This window comes from Pseudomonas sp. TE21394 (assembly GCF_054057835.1).
This window is the reverse complement of sequence record NZ_JBSRZR010000001.1, coordinates 1,700,426-1,718,746: the sequence shown is the minus strand read 5'-3', so window position 1 is coordinate 1,718,746 and position 18,321 is coordinate 1,700,426. Positions and strand designations below refer to the sequence as shown.

General features: G+C 64.0%; 18 protein-coding genes and 1 pseudogene. 13 read left to right on the top strand and 6 right to left on the bottom strand.

What is annotated here, in order from left to right; genetic code table 11:
- The first annotated feature begins 44 nt into the window (after positions 1-44).
- On the top strand, positions 45-1,988 hold the full coding sequence (locus ACVWZT_RS08025) for an FTR1 family protein (RefSeq protein ID WP_457468861.1): 1,944 nt from the start codon (positions 45-47) through the stop codon (positions 1,986-1,988).
- 34 nt (positions 1,989-2,022) lie between these two features.
- On the opposite strand, the gene ACVWZT_RS08020 is transcribed toward ACVWZT_RS08025, so the two are convergent.
- Positions 2,023-2,268 carry a TIGR02647 family protein gene (locus ACVWZT_RS08020; protein ID WP_296235379.1) on the bottom strand — a complete coding sequence of 82 codons (246 nt, stop codon included), beginning with the start codon at positions 2,266-2,268 and terminating at the stop codon, positions 2,023-2,025.
- Positions 2,269-2,337: 69 nt separating this feature from the next.
- Positions 2,338-2,640, bottom strand: a complete 303-nt coding sequence (locus tag ACVWZT_RS08015) for a hypothetical protein (RefSeq protein ID WP_457468859.1) — start codon at positions 2,638-2,640, stop codon at positions 2,338-2,340.
- 148 nt (positions 2,641-2,788) lie between these two features.
- On the opposite strand from ACVWZT_RS08015, the gene ACVWZT_RS08010 reads away from it, so the two are divergent.
- Positions 2,789-3,451: a glutathione S-transferase gene (locus tag ACVWZT_RS08010; protein WP_296235377.1), complete on the top strand. Its 663-nt coding sequence runs from the start codon at positions 2,789-2,791 to the stop codon at positions 3,449-3,451.
- Between the two features lie 120 nt (positions 3,452-3,571).
- Here ACVWZT_RS08010 and argH read toward each other — a convergent pair.
- A pseudogene (argH, locus tag ACVWZT_RS08005) lies at positions 3,572-4,967 on the bottom strand (argininosuccinate lyase).
- A 294-nt stretch (positions 4,968-5,261) separates the two neighbouring features.
- Between argH and ACVWZT_RS08000 the strand changes: the two are divergent.
- The 7 genes from ACVWZT_RS08000 (at position 5,262) to rsd (ending at position 11,719) form a co-directional block, all read left to right on the top strand.
- The gene (locus tag ACVWZT_RS08000; protein ID WP_296235375.1) at positions 5,262-6,005 is read left to right on the top strand and encodes a LytR/AlgR family response regulator transcription factor; all 744 of its coding nucleotides are present in this window, start codon (positions 5,262-5,264) and stop codon (positions 6,003-6,005) included.
- Positions 6,006-6,203: 198 nt separating this feature from the next.
- On the top strand, positions 6,204-7,145 hold the full coding sequence (gene hemC, locus ACVWZT_RS07995) for a hydroxymethylbilane synthase (protein ID WP_296235374.1): 942 nt from the start codon (positions 6,204-6,206) through the stop codon (positions 7,143-7,145).
- Positions 7,142-7,909: a uroporphyrinogen-III synthase gene (locus ACVWZT_RS07990; RefSeq protein WP_296235373.1), complete on the top strand. Its 768-nt coding sequence runs from the start codon at positions 7,142-7,144 to the stop codon at positions 7,907-7,909. The genes hemC and ACVWZT_RS07990 overlap by 4 nt, the downstream gene beginning before the upstream one ends.
- Before the next feature lie 45 nt (positions 7,910-7,954).
- Positions 7,955-9,055, top strand: a complete 1,101-nt coding sequence (locus tag ACVWZT_RS07985) for a uroporphyrinogen-III C-methyltransferase (protein ID WP_457468857.1) — start codon at positions 7,955-7,957, stop codon at positions 9,053-9,055.
- Complete coding sequence (locus tag ACVWZT_RS07980; protein WP_457468855.1) at positions 9,052-10,290, top strand: heme biosynthesis HemY N-terminal domain-containing protein; 1,239 nt, start codon at positions 9,052-9,054, stop codon at positions 10,288-10,290. The genes ACVWZT_RS07985 and ACVWZT_RS07980 overlap by 4 nt, the downstream gene beginning before the upstream one ends.
- A gap of 220 nt (positions 10,291-10,510) precedes the next feature.
- Positions 10,511-11,017: a disulfide bond formation protein B gene (locus ACVWZT_RS07975; protein WP_457468854.1), complete on the top strand. Its 507-nt coding sequence runs from the start codon at positions 10,511-10,513 to the stop codon at positions 11,015-11,017.
- A 231-nt stretch (positions 11,018-11,248) separates the two neighbouring features.
- Positions 11,249-11,719 carry a sigma D regulator gene (rsd, locus tag ACVWZT_RS07970; protein WP_296235369.1) on the top strand — a complete coding sequence of 157 codons (471 nt, stop codon included), beginning with the start codon at positions 11,249-11,251 and terminating at the stop codon, positions 11,717-11,719.
- Positions 11,720-11,728: 9 nt separating this feature from the next.
- Here rsd and ACVWZT_RS07965 read toward each other — a convergent pair whose 3' ends face one another.
- Positions 11,729-12,367 (bottom strand): FKBP-type peptidyl-prolyl cis-trans isomerase, encoded by a 639-nt coding sequence (locus tag ACVWZT_RS07965; protein ID WP_457468852.1) that lies wholly within the window; start codon positions 12,365-12,367, stop codon positions 11,729-11,731.
- A 293-nt stretch (positions 12,368-12,660) separates the two neighbouring features.
- Between ACVWZT_RS07965 and ACVWZT_RS07960 the strand changes: the two genes are divergently transcribed.
- Positions 12,661-13,734 carry an AlgP family protein gene (locus ACVWZT_RS07960; RefSeq protein WP_457468851.1) on the top strand — a complete coding sequence of 358 codons (1,074 nt, stop codon included), beginning with the start codon at positions 12,661-12,663 and terminating at the stop codon, positions 13,732-13,734.
- On the opposite strand, the gene ACVWZT_RS07955 is transcribed toward ACVWZT_RS07960, so the two are convergent.
- A complete protein-coding gene (locus ACVWZT_RS07955) occupies positions 13,710-14,192 on the bottom strand; it encodes a TIGR02444 family protein (RefSeq protein ID WP_457468849.1) in 483 nt (160 codons plus the stop codon). The genes ACVWZT_RS07960 and ACVWZT_RS07955 overlap by 25 nt on opposite strands.
- A gap of 50 nt (positions 14,193-14,242) precedes the next feature.
- Here ACVWZT_RS07955 and ACVWZT_RS07950 point away from each other — a divergent pair, with 50 nt between their 5' ends.
- The 3 genes from ACVWZT_RS07950 (at position 14,243) to ACVWZT_RS07940 (ending at position 17,491) form a co-directional block, all read left to right on the top strand.
- Positions 14,243-16,153 carry an ATP-binding cassette domain-containing protein gene (locus tag ACVWZT_RS07950; RefSeq protein WP_457468848.1) on the top strand — a complete coding sequence of 637 codons (1,911 nt, stop codon included), beginning with the start codon at positions 14,243-14,245 and terminating at the stop codon, positions 16,151-16,153.
- Entirely contained in the window at positions 16,153-16,740 is a 588-nt protein-coding gene (locus ACVWZT_RS07945; protein ID WP_296235365.1) for a mechanosensitive ion channel family protein, read from the top strand. The genes ACVWZT_RS07950 and ACVWZT_RS07945 overlap by 1 nt, the downstream gene beginning before the upstream one ends.
- Positions 16,741-16,858: 118 nt before the next feature.
- Positions 16,859-17,491 (top strand): LysE family transporter, encoded by a 633-nt coding sequence (locus tag ACVWZT_RS07940; protein WP_296235364.1) that lies wholly within the window; start codon positions 16,859-16,861, stop codon positions 17,489-17,491.
- A 77-nt stretch (positions 17,492-17,568) separates the two neighbouring features.
- Here ACVWZT_RS07940 and ACVWZT_RS07935 read toward each other — a convergent pair whose 3' ends face one another.
- On the bottom strand, positions 17,569-18,321 hold the full coding sequence (locus tag ACVWZT_RS07935; RefSeq protein ID WP_296235363.1) for a slipin family protein: 753 nt from the start codon (positions 18,319-18,321) through the stop codon (positions 17,569-17,571).

Sequence of the window (18,321 nt, the reverse complement as noted above, 5' to 3'; positions counted from 1 at the left end):
AATTCACCCCCCGACCCTTGAGCGAAGCAAAGTGGAAGTGAACAATGTTCTCTTTCGCATTCCCACCGAGACTGGCCATGAAAACCCGTTCCCGTCTGCTCGCCTGGCTGCCCGCTTTATTGCTGGGCCCGGTACTGGCGCTATGCAGCACCCTGGCGCAGGCTGAAGCCCCCGCTGAGGCCGTCAAGGCCCTGCATTTGCTGGACTATATTGGTGCCGACTACCCGCCGACCGTGGAAAACGGCAAGGTCATCGACGACGGCGAATACCGCGAACAGCAGGAATTCAGCACGGTGCTGGCCGACCTGGTCAAAGGCCTGCCTGCGCACGCCGAGCAAGCGGCACTGGAACAGGGCGTGCAGGCGTTGCGCCAGGCCATCGACCAGCGCCAGGAAGGCCCGACAGTCGCCAAGCAGGCCCGTCAGCTGGGCGCACGCCTGGCGGTGGCCTACGAGGTCAGCCAGGCCCCGGTGATTACTCCAGACCCAGCCCGTGGCGCGGCGCTGTACGCGCAAAACTGTTCGATCTGCCACGGTGCCACTGGAGCCGGCGACGGCCCGGCTGGCGTGGGCCTGGAGCCGGCGCCCGCCAACCTGCGCGATGTCTCACGCCTCGACCAGTTGAGCCTGTTCGACCTCTATAACACCCTGGCCCTGGGGATCGACGGCACCGAGATGCCGTCGTTCGCCGACCAGCTGGATGATCGCCAACGCTGGGACGTGGCCGCCTACATCGCCAGCTTCACCGCCAAGCCGGAAGCCGGAAAAGGCGACAAGACCTGGAACATTGCCGACCTGGCCCGCCAGACCCCAGCTGAAGTCGCCGCCAGCGAAGGCAACGCCGTTGTGGAGGCGTTTCGCGCCCAGCGTGCGCAGCCACCCCAGGTCAAGCGTGGCCCAGCGCAATTGCTCGCGTACACCGCCAGTACCCTGGACAAAAGCCTGGCGGCCTACCGTGCAGGTGACCACGACCAGGCCTATGACCTGTCGGTGGCAGCCTACCTGGAAGGCTTCGAGCTGGTGGAAAGCTCACTGGACAACATCGATACCCAGGCGCGCAAGGATACCGAAAAATCCCTGATGGCCTACCGCCAGGCATTGCAGGATGGGGCGCCTGTCGCCCAGGCCGAACTACGCCTGGGCGAAGCCAAGGCCAAGCTCGAGCAGGCGGCCAAGCTGCTGGGCAGCGATGGCTTGAGCTGGTCTTTGAGCTTCGTCTCCGGATTGTTGATCCTGCTGCGCGAAGGCCTCGAGGCGATCCTGGTCCTGGCGGCGATCCTGGCCTTCCTGCGCAACACCGGCCAGCAGTCGGCGGTGCGTAGCGTCAACATGGGCTGGGGCCTGGCGCTGGTGGCTGGCTTCGCCACCTGGGCCTTGGCAGCCTATGTGATCGACGTGGGCGGCGCCCAGCGTGAGCTGCTGGAAGGCTGCACGGCGCTGTTCGCTGCGGTGATGGTGCTGTGGCTTGGCGTGTGGATGCACGATCGCCGCCACGCCGCCGCCTGGCAGGACTATATCAAGAGCAGCCTGGTCAGTGGCGGCGGGCGTTTCGGCTTTGCCGTGCTGGCCTTCTTCTCGGTGTACCGCGAACTGTTCGAAGTGATCCTGTTCTACGAGACCCTGTGGCTGCAGGCAGGCCCCGGCGGGCACCAGGCTGTGCTGGCGGGGGGCGCCACGGCGCTGGTGCTGCTGGTGGGCTTGGCCTGGGTGATCCTGCGCGGCTCGGCCAAGCTGCCATTGTCGCTGTTCTTCAGCATCAACGCCGGGCTGCTGTGCGCCTTGTCGGTAGTATTCGCCGGGCATGGCGTGAAGGCGCTGCAGGAAGCCGGGGTGCTGGGTACCCGGCCAGTGGCGTTCTTCGAGTTCGATTGGCTGGGGATCCATGCCGATGCCTACTCGCTGTCGGCACAGGCCGTGGCCTTGCTGGCGGTTGTGTTCCTGTACGGGCGCTCACGCCTGGCGGAAAAGCGCAGGGCGGTGGCTAACTGATTGGGGCCGCAGCGCGGCCCCGTACAAGCTTGGCTCAGGCCGGCTGTGGCGTCTTGAGGATGTTCTGCAACAGCTGCACACTTTCAACGGCGTCATGACCCAGGCTGGTCAGGTAGCCGCCATCAGGTTGATCGGTCAGGCCCTTTTCATACAGGCGTTGCGCAGCGGCAACCAAGGCAGGCGAGGCGTTCTTGTGAATCTTGATGCCTTCCTGGCTGCTGTCATGCTTGAACAGTGCGAGCACTTCCAGTTCGGCGATCAGATCGGGGGTGAAGGACATGGCGACTCCAGACTTCCAGACAAGGATGGCGGCACCGTTGACGGTGCCTGATCCTGGAGTGTAGACGGGTTATTCGTCGTCGCCTTGATCCATCTCAGGCGGCAACTCCGGCAGCGCCCGCAACGCGCTTTCATACCACTTGCTGTCGAACGCGCGGTCTTCCACCAGCATGTTGTCGATCTCGAAGGCCAGTACATGGGCCATCAGGTTGAGAGTGTCTTCGCGCGTATAGCCGACCAGGGTCAGCTTGTTGAAAGTGGCCTTGGCCGCAGGCGGCTCGCCGCTTTCGATCTGGTTTTCGATGGCCTGGGTCAGCGTCGCCTCGGCGAAGGCTTCGTCGTCGTCATTGTCGATGTCGGTGGGCTCGCTCATGGCGGTACTCCTGTGATGGGATGCACAGTGTGCCATGCCTGTGGCGGCAATGCCCGGGCATTGACGGGGCGCATGACACTGGTCAAGGGGCTGGCGATCGGTCTATAAAAGCCAGGCCAACCCCTTACGGCCTGGAGGCTGTTACCTCATGCTCAAGCTTCATGGATTCGCGGTCAGCAACTACTACAACATGGTCAAGCTGGCCCTGCTGGAAAAAGGCCTGCCCTTCGAGGAGGTCACCTTCTATGGCGGCCAGGCGCCGCAGGCGCTGGAATTGAGCCCACGGGGCAAGGTGCCGGTGTTGCAGACCGAACATGGTTTCCTCAGCGAAACCAGTGTGATCCTCGACTATATCGAGCAGACGCAGGGCGGCAAGGCGCTGCTGCCGGCCGACCCGTTCGGGCAGGCCAAGGTGCGTGAGCTGCTCAAGGAAATCGAGTTGTACATCGAGCTGCCGGCGCGTACCTGCTACCCCGAGTCGTTCTTCGGCATGTCGGTGGAGCCACTGATCAAGGAAAGGGCGCGTGCCGACCTGCTGGCCGGGTTTGCCACGCTCAAGCGCAACGGCCGCTTTGCTCCCTATGTGGCGGGCGAGCAACTGACGCTGGCAGACCTGATGTTCTGCTTCTCGGTGGACCTGGCCTGTGCGGTGGGCAAGAAGGTGCTGAACATCGACTTCCTGGAAGACTTCCCACAGGCCAGGGCGCTGCTGCAGCTGATGGGCGATAACCCGCATATGGCGCGGATCGTGGCGGACAAGGAGGCGGCGATGCCGGCCTTCATGGAGATGATTCGCAGCGGCAAGCGCTAAAAGCCAGAAGCGGCTTCACAGCCCGTCGCGACCCAAGGCCGCTGCTGCACAGGGTAGACGAACCCCTGCAGCAGCGGCCTAGGGTCGCGATGGGCCGCACAGCGGGCGCAAGGCCAGGGCTTAACGCGAAGCCAGCAACGCCTTGCCGCGAGCCACTGCCGCACGCACCTGCGCCGGTGCGGTGCCACCAATGTGGTTGCGGGCATTCACCGAGCCTTCCAGGGTCAGCACGGCAAACACGTCCTGCTCGATCTGGTCGCTGAACTGGCGCAGCTCGTCCAGGCTCATCTCGGCCAGGTCCTTGCCGGTGTCCACACCATATTTCACTGCATGGCCAACGATCTCGTGGCAGTCACGGAACGGCAGGCCACGGCGCACCAGGTAGTCGGCCAGGTCGGTGGCGGTGGAGAAACCGCGCAGAGCCGCTTCACGCATGATGGCGTGCTTGGGCTTGATCGCCGGAATCATGTCGGCAAATGCACGCAGCGAGTCGCGCAGGGTGTCGGCGGCGTCGAACAGCGGCTCCTTGTCTTCCTGGTTGTCCTTGTTGTAGGCCAGCGGCTGGCCTTTCATCAGGGTCAGCAGGCCGGTCAGGGCGCCGAACACACGGCCGCTCTTGCCGCGTACCAGTTCCGGCACGTCAGGGTTCTTTTTCTGCGGCATGATCGAGCTGCCGGTGCAGAAGCGGTCTGGCAGGTCGATGAACTGGAATTGCGCACTGGTCCACAGCACCAGCTCTTCGGAGAAGCGCGACAGGTGCATCATCGCCACGCTGGCAGCTGCACAGAACTCGCATGGCGAAGTCTCGGTCCGACACGCCATCCAGCGAGTTGCCGGCCACGGCTTCGAAGCCCAGCAGCTTGCAGGTAAGTTCACGATCGATCGGGTAGGTGGTGCCGGCCAGCGCGGCGCTGCCCAACGGCATGCGGTTGGCACGTTTGCGGCAGTCGACCAGGCGCTCATAGTCGCGGCTGAGCATTTCGAACCAGGCCAGCAGGTGATGGCCGAAGGTTACCGGTTGTGCGGTCTGCAGGTGGGTGAACCCGGGCATGATGGTTTCGGCTTCACGCTCGGCCTGTTCCAGCAGGCCCTTCTGCAGGCGGGTGATCTCGCCCAGGATCAGGTCGATCTCGTCACGCAGCCACAGGCGGATGTCGGTGGCCACCTGGTCGTTGCGGCTACGGCCGGTGTGCAGCTTCTTGCCGGTGATGCCAATGCGGTCGGTCAGGCGTGCCTCGATGTTCATGTGCACGTCTTCGAGGTCGACGCGCCAGTCGAAGGTGCCGGCTTCGATCTCACCCTGGATGGTCTTCAGGCCATCGATGATGGTATCGCGCTCGGCATCGCTGAGCACGCCGACCTGCGCCAGCATGGTGGCATGGGCGATCGAACCCATGATGTCGTGGCGGTACAGGCGCTTGTCGAAATCGACCGAGGCGGTGAAACGGGCGACGAAAGCGTCGACGGGCTCACTGAAGCGGCCGCCCCAGGACTGATTGGTCTTGTCGGTGCTCATGAATTCACTCATTGCAGGCGTGAACGAAGGAAGTGGCGCGGATGATAGCAGGGTTGTGCCGGGCGCCGCAGGGCACTGGTCGTGAGAAATGCCGGAAAACCGCGAGCAACGATTTCATGGAATGAACGGCAGTGTTCCACGGACCGTCTACAGTTGGACAGAGGACTGGCAGTGAATCTGCCTGACGAGTGAATCTTTGGCCATCGCACCGGTCTAGAGCCTGACCGCAGTGTCGCTCGAACCACACGTCTACGCTATACCTGTGCGAGACTCATTCAGGAATCCAGCGCAATTATGAATGTCCTGATCGTTGATGACGAACCCCAAGGCCGTGAACGCCTCAGCCGGCTGCTCGGCGAACTGGAGGGATACACCGTGCTGGAGCCTAGCGCCACCAACGGCGAGGAGGCCCTGGCGCTGATCGACAGCCTCAAGCCCGATGTAGTCCTGCTGGACATCGGCATGCCAGGTCTGGACGGCCTGCAGGTCGCTGCGCGCTTGTGCGAACGCGAGGCGCCGCCGGCCGTGGTGTTTTGCACCGGGGACGATGAATACGGTGCCGAGGCATTCAAGGACAGCGCCCTCAGCCATGTGAGCAAGCCTCTCCAGGCCCAGGCTCTACGTGATGCCTTGCGCAAGGCCGAAAAACCCAATCGCGCCCAGCTGGCCGCGCTCACCCGGCCGGGCCATGAAGGTGGCGGGCCGCGCAGCCACATCAGTGCCCGCACCCGCAAAGGCATCGAGCTGATCCCGTTGCCCCAGGTGATCTATTTCATTGCCGACCACAAGTACGTGACGTTGCGCCATGAAGCCGGGGAAGTGCTGCTCGACGAGCCGCTCAAGGCCCTGGAGGACGAATTTGGTGAACGCTTCGTGCGTATCCACCGCAACGCGCTGGTCGCGCGCGAACGTATCGAACGCCTGCAGCGCACCCCGCTGGGGCATTTCCAGCTGTACCTGAAGGGCCTGGACGGCGATGCCCTGACCGTCAGCCGACGCCATGTGGCGGGCGTGCGCAAGATGATGCAAACCCTCTGATACGGCACCCGCATGGCGATGGCTGCGCCCTTGTTCGCGGCTGCAGCCGCGCCCGCAGGTTCAGCATTGCCCTGTCCAGCGGCGCTGTACCCTGTGCGGCGGCTTCAGGCGCAAAGAGGCCCTTGACTGATCCACATCTGCTAGCGATAGCGGCGATGCTGTTATCATCGGCAGCATTTCTCTGGATCGGGGCGTTTCATGTCCACTCGCGAAATCCGCATCGCCACCCGTAAAAGTGCCTTGGCCCTGTGGCAGGCCGAATACGTCAAAGCCCGCCTCGAGCAGGCTCACCCCGGTTTGCTGGTGACCCTGGTGCCCATGGTCAGCCGCGGTGACAAACTGCTCGATGCGCCGCTGGCGAAGATCGGCGGCAAGGGGCTGTTCGTCAAGGAACTGGAAACCGCACTGCTGGACAATGAAGCCGACATCGCCGTGCATTCGATGAAGGACGTGCCCATGGACTTCCCCGAAGGCCTCGGCCTGTACTGCATCTGCGAACGCGAAGACCCGCGCGATGCCTTCGTCTCCAACCGCTTCGCCAGCCTCGACGCACTGCCGGCCGGCAGCATCGTCGGCACTTCCAGCCTGCGCCGCCAGGCGCAGTTGCTGGCGCGCCGCCCCGACTTGCAGATCCGTTTCCTGCGCGGCAACGTCAACACCCGCCTGGCCAAACTGGACGCCGGCGAGTACGACGCGATCATTCTCGCCGCCGCTGGCCTGATCCGCCTGGGCTTCGAAAAACGCATCACCTGCACCATCAGCGTCGAGGACAGCCTGCCGGCGGGTGGCCAGGGTGCAGTGGGCATCGAATGCCGCAGCGCCGACCGCGAAATCCACGCGCTGCTGGCACCGCTGCACCACGCTGACAGCGCCGACCGGGTGGTGGCCGAACGCGCCCTGAACAAACGCCTAAATGGCGGTTGCCAGGTGCCGATCGCCTGCTATGCGGTGCTGGAAGGTGACCAGTTATGGCTGCGCGGCCTGGTCGGTCAGCCCAGCGGCGGCACCCTGCTGGTGGCTGAATCTCGCGCTCCCCGTGGCAGCGCCGAGACGCTGGGCGTGCAGGTCGCCGAAGACCTGCTGCGGCAGGGCGCCGAGGCCATCCTCAAGGAAGTCTACGGCGAGGCCGGCCACCCGTGAGTCCCTGGCGCCTGTTGCTGACCCGGCCTGCCGAAGACTGCGCAGCGCTGGCGCAGAGCCTGGCGGCGGCGGGGGTGGGCAGTAGCTGCCTGCCGTTGCTGGCGATCGAGCCCGTCGCTGTGGATAACCGGCAGCGCCAGGTACTGGAGGGCCTGTCGGGTTTCAAGGCAATCATCGTGGTCAGCAAGTCGGCCGCCAGGTTATTGCTCGAACGACTGGCCCAGGCCGGCCTGCAGCCACCACGGCAAGGCTGGTTCAGCGTTGGCGAGGCAACCGCGGCGGTGCTGCAGGCGGCGGGCCTGGCAGTGAGTGTCCCGCAGAGTGGTGACGACAGCGAAGCCTTGCTGGCCCTGCCAGCACTGCGCCAGGCTGTAGCCGTGCCGACGTCGCGCATCTTGATCGTGCGTGGGGTTGGAGGTCGCGAACTGCTGGCAGAGCGTCTTGCAGAGCAAGGTGCTAGTGTCGATTATCTGGAACTGTATCGTCGTTGTCTGCCGGATTACCCGCCAGGCACCTTGATGCGCCGCATCGAAGCGGAACGCCTCAATGGCCTGGTGGTCAGCAGTGGGCAGGGTCTTGAACACTTGCAGCAGATGGCTGGCGCCGACTGGTCACGGCTGGCGCGCCTGCCGCTGTTCGTGCCCAGCCCGCGGGTCGCCGAACAGGCCAGGGCCGCCGGGGCCCAACAGGTTGTGGATTGCCGTGGCGCCAGTGCCACGGCCTTGCTGGCAGCCGTGCAGCGCAGCGCTGCACCTGCCTCCTAAGGCGCTAAGCTGAACGCGGTGCGCCCCCATGCAAAGGATGGATACGTGAGCGAGACTGTCTTGTCCAAAAACGATCAGCCGTCGGCACAGGCGCCGGCGGAACCCGTCACCACCCCACCTGCCAAGCGCTCCGGCAGTGGTCTGGCAACGCTGGCCCTGCTGCTGGGTGCGGCTGGGGTCGCGGTCGGTGGCTGGGGTGTCTGGCAGGTGCGTCAACTGCAAGGCAGCGAATTCAACCAGGGCCAGCACATCGAGGCGCTGAACCAGCGCGCCGAGGCCCTGCAGCAACGCGAGCAGCAGATCAGCGCGCAGCTGGCCAGCCTGCCGGCTGCCAGCGAGCTGGAAGACCGCCGCCGCCTGGTGGCGCAGTTGCAAGGCGACCAGCAACGCCTCAGCCAACGCCTGGAAACCGTGCTGGGTGAAAGCCGCAAGGAATGGCGCCTGGCCGAGGCCGAGCATTTGCTGCGCCTGGCCACCCTGCGCCTGTCGGCGCTGCAGGACATCACCAGTGCCAAAGCACTGGTCGAGGGTGCCGACGAGATCCTGCGTGAACAGAGCGACCCAGGCGCCTTCGCCGCCCGCGAGCAGCTGGCGCGTAGCCTGGCCACGCTCAACAGCACGCAGCAGCCGGACCGCACCGGGCTGTTCCTGAAGCTGGCTGCGCAGCGCGAACTGGTGCAGCAACTCAGCGCCCAGTCGCCCGAGTTCGCCAGCAATGCCGATGCGCTCGGTGCGCTGACCTCCGACGGCGATGGCGCCAGCCGCCTGTCGCAGTGGTGGGCCGAGATCTCCAAGTACTTCCAGATCGACTTCAACGCCGATGACAACGTGCGCCCATTGCTGGCCGGGCAGCAGCTGAACCAGCTGCGCCTGGCCCTGAGCCTGACCATCGAGCAGGCCCAGTGGGCGGCGCTCAACGGCGAGGCCAAGGTCTATACCCAGGCTCTGGATGATGCCCGCAGCGTGCTGCTGGCCAACTTCAATGCCGACAATCCGCAAAGCAAGGCCATGCTCGACAGCCTCAACGCCCTGGCAGAGCAACCGGTCTCGGTGGTCACCCCCGACCTGAGCGAAAGCCTGGCCGCGGTGCAGGCTTATATCCAGCGCCGCCATCTGTCGGCCGAGCCTGAAGGGGGCAAGCCATGAAGCGCGTCTACCTGTTGGCCGTGCTGGCAATCGTGATCGCTGCTGCGCTGGGTATCGCAGTCGCCAGGCACAGCGGTTATGTGCTGATCTCGTATGGCAGTTTCCGCTACCAGTCCGGGCTGTGGGCAGCCCTGGCCGGCTTGTTGGCGGTGATCGTGCTGCTGTGGCTGTTGCGCTACCTGGTCGGCCTGGTGCTGACCTCCAGCGGCGTGGTCAACCCATGGTCGCGGCGCAACCGCAGCCGGCGCATTCGCTTGTCCATCGAACAGGGCCAGCTGGACCTTGCCGAGGGCCGCTGGGCCAGCGCCCAACGCCACCTGCACCGGGCCGCCGAGGCCGAGCGCCAGCCGCTGCTGTTCTACCTCGGTGCGGCGCGCGCCGCCAACGAGCAAGGCCGCACTGAAGACAGTGACAACCTGCTGGAGCGTGCCTTGGAGCGCCAGCCGCAAGCGGAACTGGCCATCGCCCTGACCCATGCGCAGTTGCAGATGGACCGTGGCGAAAAAGACGGCGCCCTGGAAACCCTGCTGGCCATGCAGGACCGCCACCCGCATAACAGCCAGGTGCTGCGCCTGCTGCAGCGCCTGTACCAGGAGCGCGGCGACTGGTCGGCCCTGATCCGCCTGTTGCCCGACCTGCGCAAAGGCAAGGTGCTGCCGGCTGCCGAGCTGGCGGCCCTGGAGCAGCGCGCCTGGGGGCAGAACCTGAGCCTGGCCTCGACCCGGGGCGAGGATGCGCAAAGTGCGCGTCAGGCCCTGGAGCGCGCCTGGCAGCAACTGACCGCGGCGCAGCGCCAGGAACCACAGCTGGTGCTGGCCTATGCCGAACAGTTGCGCCAGGTGGGTGCCCAGAGCGAAGCCGAGCAAGTGCTGCGCACTGCCCTCAAGCGTGAATACGAAAGCCACCTGGCTCGCCTGTACGGCCTGGTGCGCGGCGATGACCCGGCGCGCCAGTTGCAAACCGCCGAAGGCTGGCTCAAGGCCCACCCGCAGGACGCCAGCCTGCTGCTGACTTTGGGTCGCCTGAGTTTGCAGAACCGTTTGTGGGGCAAGGCGCGCGACTACCTGGAAAGCAGCCTGCGCATGGAGCGCAACCCTGAGGCCTGTGCCGAGTTGGCCCGGTTGCTGGCCAGCCTCGGTGAGACCGAGCGCAGCAACCAGCTGTTCCAGGAGGGCCTTGGCCTGCTGGATGAACGCCTGCTGGCGTTGCCATTGCCAGACGCTGTGCGCGCCTGACCTACCCATGGCCCGCGCCAAGGTGCGGGCCATGGCGCTGGGTAACTTATCCGGTGATGCAAGCTGGATCTGCAGTATCTTTCTTCAGACGTTTCCTACCTATCAGCTAGAAATTTCCTTCGCGATTCAGTGAGTTGTCGTTGTTGTCGTGCCTTGAAACAAAGCGTGTCTTTCCTCTACCGTTTTAAGCCACTTCATCATTCCCGGACCTTCACCTCCCATGCTGCCGGCCCGTTTGCGTACCTTTTTCCTACCCGCCTGCCTGGCCGCACTGGCGGTGCTGGCTGCGTCCTTTCAGCTGGAAAACGCCCCCGGGCTGGTGCCGTGTCCATTGTGTTTCAGCCAACGGCTGTTGCTTGGCCTGTACGCACTGTTGTGCCTCACGGCCACTGTGCAGGCGCCGGGTTCGCGCGGTGTGCGCTGTTATGCGTGGGCGACACTGGGCTGTTCGCTGGCCGGGGCATTGCTGGCCGCGAGGCATGTCTGGTTGCAGGGGGCGGACGATGCCTTTGCACTGTGTCCGGTGCCGATCGGGCGGGTATTTGAGCAATCCTGGAGCGAAGCGGCGCGGCAATTGCTGCTCGGTGGCCCTGACTGCAACGCGCTGACCTGGAGTTTTCTCGACCTGACGCTGCCCGAGTGGAGCCTGTTGGCTTTCCTGCTGCTGGCGGTGCCACCCGCGAGCTGCCTGCTGGCGTATCGTTTCCGCACCCTGGCCATTAATTGACCTGGCGCAAGGCTTGGCCGGTAGCGCGACCAATGGTGGTGTAACAGGGTATTAAACGCTTGTATGAACTTTGTCTGCTGCGTACCTTGATGGGTAGCACGCGCGGGAATAATCTCGCAGCACGCATACCGAAAACACAACTGCTCGATGCCGTCCTGCTGATGTCACCTTTGTGCTGCACGGTCGTAGTGCGAGGTGCAGCGGCATCTACCCAGAAGGGAAGAGATCGCCATGCTCGATAGTTGTCAGAACGCTCAGGAACGCTGGGGTGGGGTTCACAAGCTGATCGACCGCTGGCTGGAGGAGCGCCAGGAACTGGTGCAGGCTTTCCGCGCATTGCGCGATATGAAGCCGACCTTTGCCGACAAGGATAAAAACCGTGATTTCTGCGCGGTTCTGGTCGACTACGTTTCGGCGTGGCATTTCGAAGTCTGCGAACAGTTGGTCAGTGAGGCCAAGGCTTTTGACGACGAGAAGGCGCTGAAGCTGGCCGAAGAGATCAACCCGCGGATAAACGACATCACCCAGATCGCGCTGGCTTTCAATGACCATTGCGAAAAGGGTGAATGCAAGGATACCGAACGCTTCGCCGAGAAGCTGGCCAAGCTGGGAGCCTTGCTGCACGAGCGCTTCGAACTCGAAGACTGCCTGATCGAGGTGCTGCACAACGCGCACAAGGAAGAGGGCGCGGTCGAGGCCTGAAGGCGGAGGTCAATCACCCACCGCCAGCAGTTCGATTTCGAACACCAGAGGGGTGTAGGGTGCGATCAGGTCACCCGCACCCTCGGCGCCATAAGCTTGTGCCGACGGAATTACCAGGCGCCATTTGGCGCCAGCGTGCATCTGCGGCAACGCCACCTGCCATCCTTCGATCACCGAATCCAGGCTGAACCACTGCGGTGTCTGGTTCTGGTCGAATACCGAGCCGTCGGGCAGCCTGCCCACATAACGCACCTGCACCTTGCCACCAGTTTTGGGCTGCGCGCCCGTGCCTGCCTGCAGTTCGCTGTAGAGCACGCCCCCTGGTAGTTCGTGTACACCATAGCGACCGCGCTCGGTGGCCATGAAGCGTGCCTCGGCGGCGTGCTGCTTCTGCATGGCGGCATCGCCTGCCTGTGCTTCATGCTGCTGCAGCACAGCCTGCATGCGTGTCTTGTCGAGCTTCAGCGGTTGCCCTTGGTAAGACGCACGCAGGCCTTCGACCAGCGCATCCAGTTGCAGGCCCGGCATCTCCTGGCGCAGCCGCTCGCCCAGGCTGGCGCCGAGGCTGTAGGCCAAATCGTGTTCGTCGCTGTTGGCCAAGGCGAGAGGGGCCAGCAGGCATAAACCTAAAACCAGATATCGAGGCATGATCAGTTCCTGCGCCAATGAGCGGGGAATTATGCCAGTGTTCAGTTTTTATTGTGGCGTGGTCGCGGTCTTGTAGGCGCGACACAAGGCTGCTCCTGCGGGGCATGGTGCTATTCAGGTAATTGCCGAACATCGGCAATCATTTATTCAGCAACTACACTTGCTCGGAGCTGCAAGATAACAACTTTGCCCAGGCATGCAACGCGGCGTAAACAATACTGTCAACATGCCCTAGCGGCGGTAGCAGCAGAAGCATAGTATGAGCCGCAATCTCATCAGCCAGGAGGTAAACCATGTCGGCCAAAAAGAAGCCAGTAAGTACGCCGTTACACCTGCTCCAGCAACTTTCGGGCAGCCTGCTCGAACACTTGGAGGATGCCTGCTCGCAAGCGCTGGCTGATGCGGAAAAACTGCTGGCCAAGTTGGAAAAGCAACGTGGCAAGGCCCAGGAAAAATTGCACACCGGTCGCCAGAAACTGCAAGACGCGGCCAAGGCAGGTAAAACCAAGGCACAAACCAAGGCGCATAAAGCCATTGGTGAACTGGAAGAATTGCTTGATTCGCTCAAGGAACGTCAAACCCAGACCCGTTCTTATATCCAGCAGCTCAAGCGCGATGCCCAGGACAGCCTCAAACTGGCTCAAGGTGTAGGCAAGGTTCGTGAGGCTGCAGCCAAGGCCCTTGACCAGCGCGCTGCGGCCAAGCCAGCGGCCAAAACCACTGCTGCCAAACCGGCGGCCAAGCCAGCAGCCAAGACCACTGCTGCCAAACCGGCGGCCAAGCCAGCAGCCAAAACCACTGCTGCCAAACCGGCGGCCAAGCCAGCAGCCAAAACCACTGCTGCCAAACCGGCGGCCAAGCCAGCAGCCAAAACCACTGCTGCCAAACCGGCGGCCAAGTCAGCAGCCAAAACCGCAGCTGCCAAACCTGCGACCAAGCCAGCAGCCAAGACCGCTGCCGCGGCCAAACCGGCAGCCAAGCCAGCGGCCAGAACCACTGCTGCGGCCAAACCGGCAGCCAAGCCAGCGGCCAAGACCGCTGCTGCGGCCAAACCGGCAGCCAAGCCAGCGGCCAAGACCGCTGCTGCGGCCAAACCGGCAGCCAAGCCAGCGGCCAAGACCACCGCAGCTGCCAAGCCAGCTCCAGCCAAGACCGCTGCTACCAAGCCCGCCGTGAAACCGGCTGCTGCAAAAGCGCCAACCCGTACCGCGGCCAAACCAGCAGCGGCCAAGCCCGCCGAAACGAAGCCGGCCACGCCCGCTGCCAGCAGCCCGGTCGGCGCGACCAACTCGGCTACTCCTGCCGCTTCGGTGGCCCCTTCGGCACCCGCCAGTACCTCGGTTCAGGCGCCGTCTTCGGCATCCTGAAGCGCGGTCGCCGCGACGCGCAACTGGTCCAGCGCGTCGTGGCGGCGGGCCAGGTCCGGTACCAGCCGGGCCAGCCAGTCGTCCGCGGGCACATCGGCGTCCGCGGGCCACTGTTGTGCACACGCTTGCAAGCGTTCCAGCAAGGCCTTTTCGGCCTGCAATTCCAACTGCTTCACCTGATCCCGCAGCACCGCCAGCTGCGCATCACCCTGCGCCGCCGTGCGCCATTGTTGCCGCAAGTTGCGTAACGGCGCGACCACGTCACGCTGCCAGGGCTCGGCAACCTCGCGCAGCCGCTGCGCGCGTTCGTCCAGCACAGCCACGCCATGCGCTTGCAGCCAGGTTGCGCAAAGCAACAGGCAGACATCGCTACCCTGCGCCTGCAAGGCGAGGCAGGCCGCTTCCACGCCGGGCCTGGCGTACAGGGCCAGGGCATAATTCCACAGGTCGGTGTGCATGGTTCCACTCGCGCTATGGGCCGAGGAAGCTGGTAGACTCCGCGACCATCATGATCAGACTATCCAACCTCACTTTACAGCGTGGTCCGCAGCGCTTGCTAGAAGGCGCCGAGATGACCCTGCACGCCGGTCACAAGGCCGGCCTGATCGGCGCCAACGGTGCCGGAAAATCCAGCCTGTTCGCCTTGCTGCGTGGTGAGCTGTCGCCCGATGCCGGCGATTGCCAACTGCCCGGGGATTGGCGCATCGCCCACATGCGCCAGGAGGTCGACACGCTCGACCGCCTGGCTGTGGACTATGTGCTTGACGGTGATGCGCGCCTGCGCAAGGTGCAGGCCGAGCTGGCTGCGGCAGAGCAGGCCCACGATGGCACCGCCCTGGCACGTCTGCACAGTGAGCTGGAAAGCGCCGACGGCTATACCGCCGATGCACGTGCCCGCAAGTTGCTGGCTGGCCTGGGCTTCACCAACGAGCAGATGGACCGCCGCGTCGGCGACTTCTCCGGGGGCTGGCGGATGCGCCTGAACCTGGCCCAGGCACTGATGTGCCCGTCCGACCTGCTGCTGCTCGACGAGCCCACCAACCACCTCGACCTGGACGCAATCCTGTGGCTCGAGGACTGGCTCAAGGGTTACCCCGGCACGCTGTTGCTGATTTCTCACGACCGCGACTTCCTCGATGCCGTGGTCGACCATGTGCTGCATGTCGAGCAGCGCAAGCTGAACCTGTACAAAGGCGGCTACACCGCCTTCGAGCGCACCCGTGCCGAGCGCCTGGCGCAGCAGCAACAGGCCTACGAGAAGCAACAGGCGCAGCGCGCGCACATGGAAAAGTACATCGCCCGCTTCAAGGCCCAGGCCACCAAGGCGCGCCAGGCCCAGAGCCGGATCAAGGCCCTGGAGCGCATGGAAGAGCTGTCGGCGGCGCATGTCGATTCGCCATTCGACTTCGTCTTCCGCGAGTCGCAAAAGATTTCCAGCCCGCTGCTGAGCCTGTCCGAAGGCCGCCTGGGCTATGGTGACAAAGCCATTCTCGACAAGGTCAAGCTGCAGCTCACTCCAGGGGCACGCATTGGTCTGCTCGGCCCCAACGGTGCCGGCAAGTCGACCTTGATCAAGAACCTGGCAGGCGAGCTCGAGCCGTTGTCCGGCCGCCTGGTACGGGGCGAAAACCTTGCTGTCGGTTACTTCGCCCAGCATCAGCTGGACTCGCTGGACGACAAGGCCAGCCCGCTGCTGCACCTGCAGCGCATCGCCCCTGCCGAGCGCGAACAGACGCTGCGCGATTTCCTTGGCGGTTTCGACTTCCATGGCGACCGTGTCGACGAGCCGGTGGTGAATTTCTCCGGTGGCGAAAAGGCCCGCCTGGCGCTGGCGCTGATCGCCTGGGAGCGGCCGAACCTGCTGTTGCTTGACGAACCGACCAACCATCTCGACCTGGAAATGCGCCTGGCGCTGACCATGGCCCTGCAGGAGTTCGCCGGTGCTGTGGTGGTGGTGTCCCACGACCGCCACCTGCTCAAGAGCACCACCGACGACTTTCTGCTGGTAGCCGACGGCAAGGTTGAAACCTTCGACGGCGACCTGGACGACTACAGCCGCTGGCTGGTCGAATTCCGCCAGCGCAGCGCGCCGGCCAGTAATGCCCCGGTCAACCCGGACAAGACCGACAAGAAAGCCCAGCGCCAGGCGGCCGCCGCATTGCGCCAGCAACTGGCCCCGCACAAGAAGGCCGCCGACAAGCTCGAGACCGAGCTCAACCAGGTACACGCACAACTGGCCGAGATCGAAACCGCGCTGGGTGATGGTGGCCTCTACGACGCGGCGCGCAAGGATGAACTGCGCGACCTGCTGGCGCGCCAGACCAAGCTCAAGCAGCGCGAAGGCGAACTGGAAGAGGCCTGGATGGAAGCGCTGGAAACCCTTGAAAGCATGCAGGCCGAGCTCGAGGCACTGTCCTGATGGAAGAACTGCGTTCGCTGCTGCCAGGGCAATGGATGGACACCTTCTGGCTGGGCCTGCAGATTCTGTTGATCCTGGTGGCGGCGTTCGTCCTGCAGCGCATCATTGCCCGTGGGCTGAGCCGCCTGGGCCAGCGTTATCCATTGCCGCCGGAGTTGCTGGTGCCGGTGCGCGGTGGCCTGCGCTGGCTGATCATGGGCAGCGCGCTGCTGTTCGTGCTGGAGCGCCTGGGTGTATCGGCAACGGTGCTGTGGACGGCATTGTCCGGCTTCGTCGCGGTGGCGGCGGTGGCGTTCTTCGCCATCTGGAGCGTGCTGTCCAACCTGCTGTGCGCGGTACTGATCTTCACGGTCGGGCCGTTTCGCATCGGCGACGTGGTCGAACTGGTCGACACCCTGGACAAGCCAGGGGTAAAGGGCCGGGTTATTGCCATCAACCTGCTGTTCACCACCCTGCTGGAAATGCCCGAGGCGGGAGGGGCACTGGTGCAGGTACCGAACAGCCAGTTTTTCCAGAAGTCGGTGCGGCGCTGGCGCGGCGCTGAGGTGCAGTCGCCGCAACAAGAGTCGCCGGCCGAGGCTGACTGAAACCAGTACCGGCCTCTTCGCGGGTGCAGGCAATACAAATACTGCAAAATCTGCTGGTTATTTTTTCATCAACACCTTAGCTTTACGTTTTGCAACATATGTTCGAGCGAGGTGTGTGATGTCGATGGACGTGTGGTTGGGCTTCTTTGCCGCCTGTTGGGTGATCAGCCTTTCACCTGGCGCCGGGGCAATTGCCTCGATGTCCAGCGGCCTGCAATATGGTTTCTGGCGTGGTTACTGGAACGCCCTCGGCCTGCAGCTGGGCCTGGTTGTGCAGATTGCCATCATTGCCGCCGGCGTCGGTGCCATCCTGGCCGCTTCGGCCACGGCGTTTCACATCATCAAATGGTTCGGGGTCGGTTACCTGGTGTACCTGGCCTACAAGCAGTGGCGGGCCTTGCCGCTGGACATGAGCGATGACTCCGGCGTGCGCCCGATCGGCAAGCCACTGAGCCTGGTGTTCCGTGGTTTCCTGGTCAACGTCAGCAACCCCAAGGCGCTGGTGTTCATGCTGGCGGTGCTGCCACAGTTCATCAACCCGCATGCCGCACTGCTGCCGCAGTACGTGGCCATCACCGTGACCATGGTCGCTGTCGACATGCTGGTAATGGCCGGCTACACCGGCCTGGCTGCGCGGGTGCTGCGCCTGCTGCGTACGCCCAGGCAGCAGAAGCGTCTGAACCGGACCTTTGCCGGGTTGTTCCTGGGGGCTGCAACCTTCCTGGCGACCTTGCGCCGCGCGCCAGTCTGATCGACCCGAGGGGGCTCCTGCAGGCGTTATGCGTTCCTTGCAGGAGCGGCCTGGTGTCGCGCGCAACGGGCCGCCAGTCATTTCTGTTTGTCCATCAACCCCTTGAGCAACTCTACCGGTAGTGGAAAGACAATGGTCGAGCTCTTGTCACCGGCGATTGCCCCCAGCGTCTGCATATAGCGCAACTGCATCGCGCCCGGCTCCTTGCTCAGCATCTGCGCTGCCTGCATCAACTTCTCCGACGCCTGCAACTCGCCTTCTGCATGGATGACCTTGGCCCGCCGTTCGCGCTCGGCCTCGGCCTGGCGGGCAATGGCGCGCACCATCGATTCGTTGAGGTCGACGTGCTTGATCTCGACGTTGGCCACCTTGATACCCCAGGCGTCGGTCTGGGCGTCCAGCACCTGGCGGATGTCCGCGTTCAGTTGTTCGCGTTCGGCCAGCAACTCGTCCAGTTCGTGCTTGCCCAGTACGGCGCGCAAAGTGGTTTGGGCCAGCTGGCTGGTCGCCACCAGAAAATCCTCGACCTGGATGATCGCTTTCTGCGGGTCAAGCACACGGAAGTAGACCACGGCATTGACCTTGACCGAGACGTTGTCGCGGGTGATCACGTCCTGCGGCGGTACATCCAGCACCACCGTGCGCAGGTCGACCCGCACCATCTGCTGCAGCACCGGAATCAACAGGATCAGCCCCGGCCCCTTTACCTGCCAGAAGCGGCCCAGCTGGAACACCACCGCGCGCTCGTATTCGCGCAGGATGCGGAACGCCGACAGCAACAGCATCAGCAGTACGACCAGTACCGCGCCGAAACCCAGTTGCATGAACAT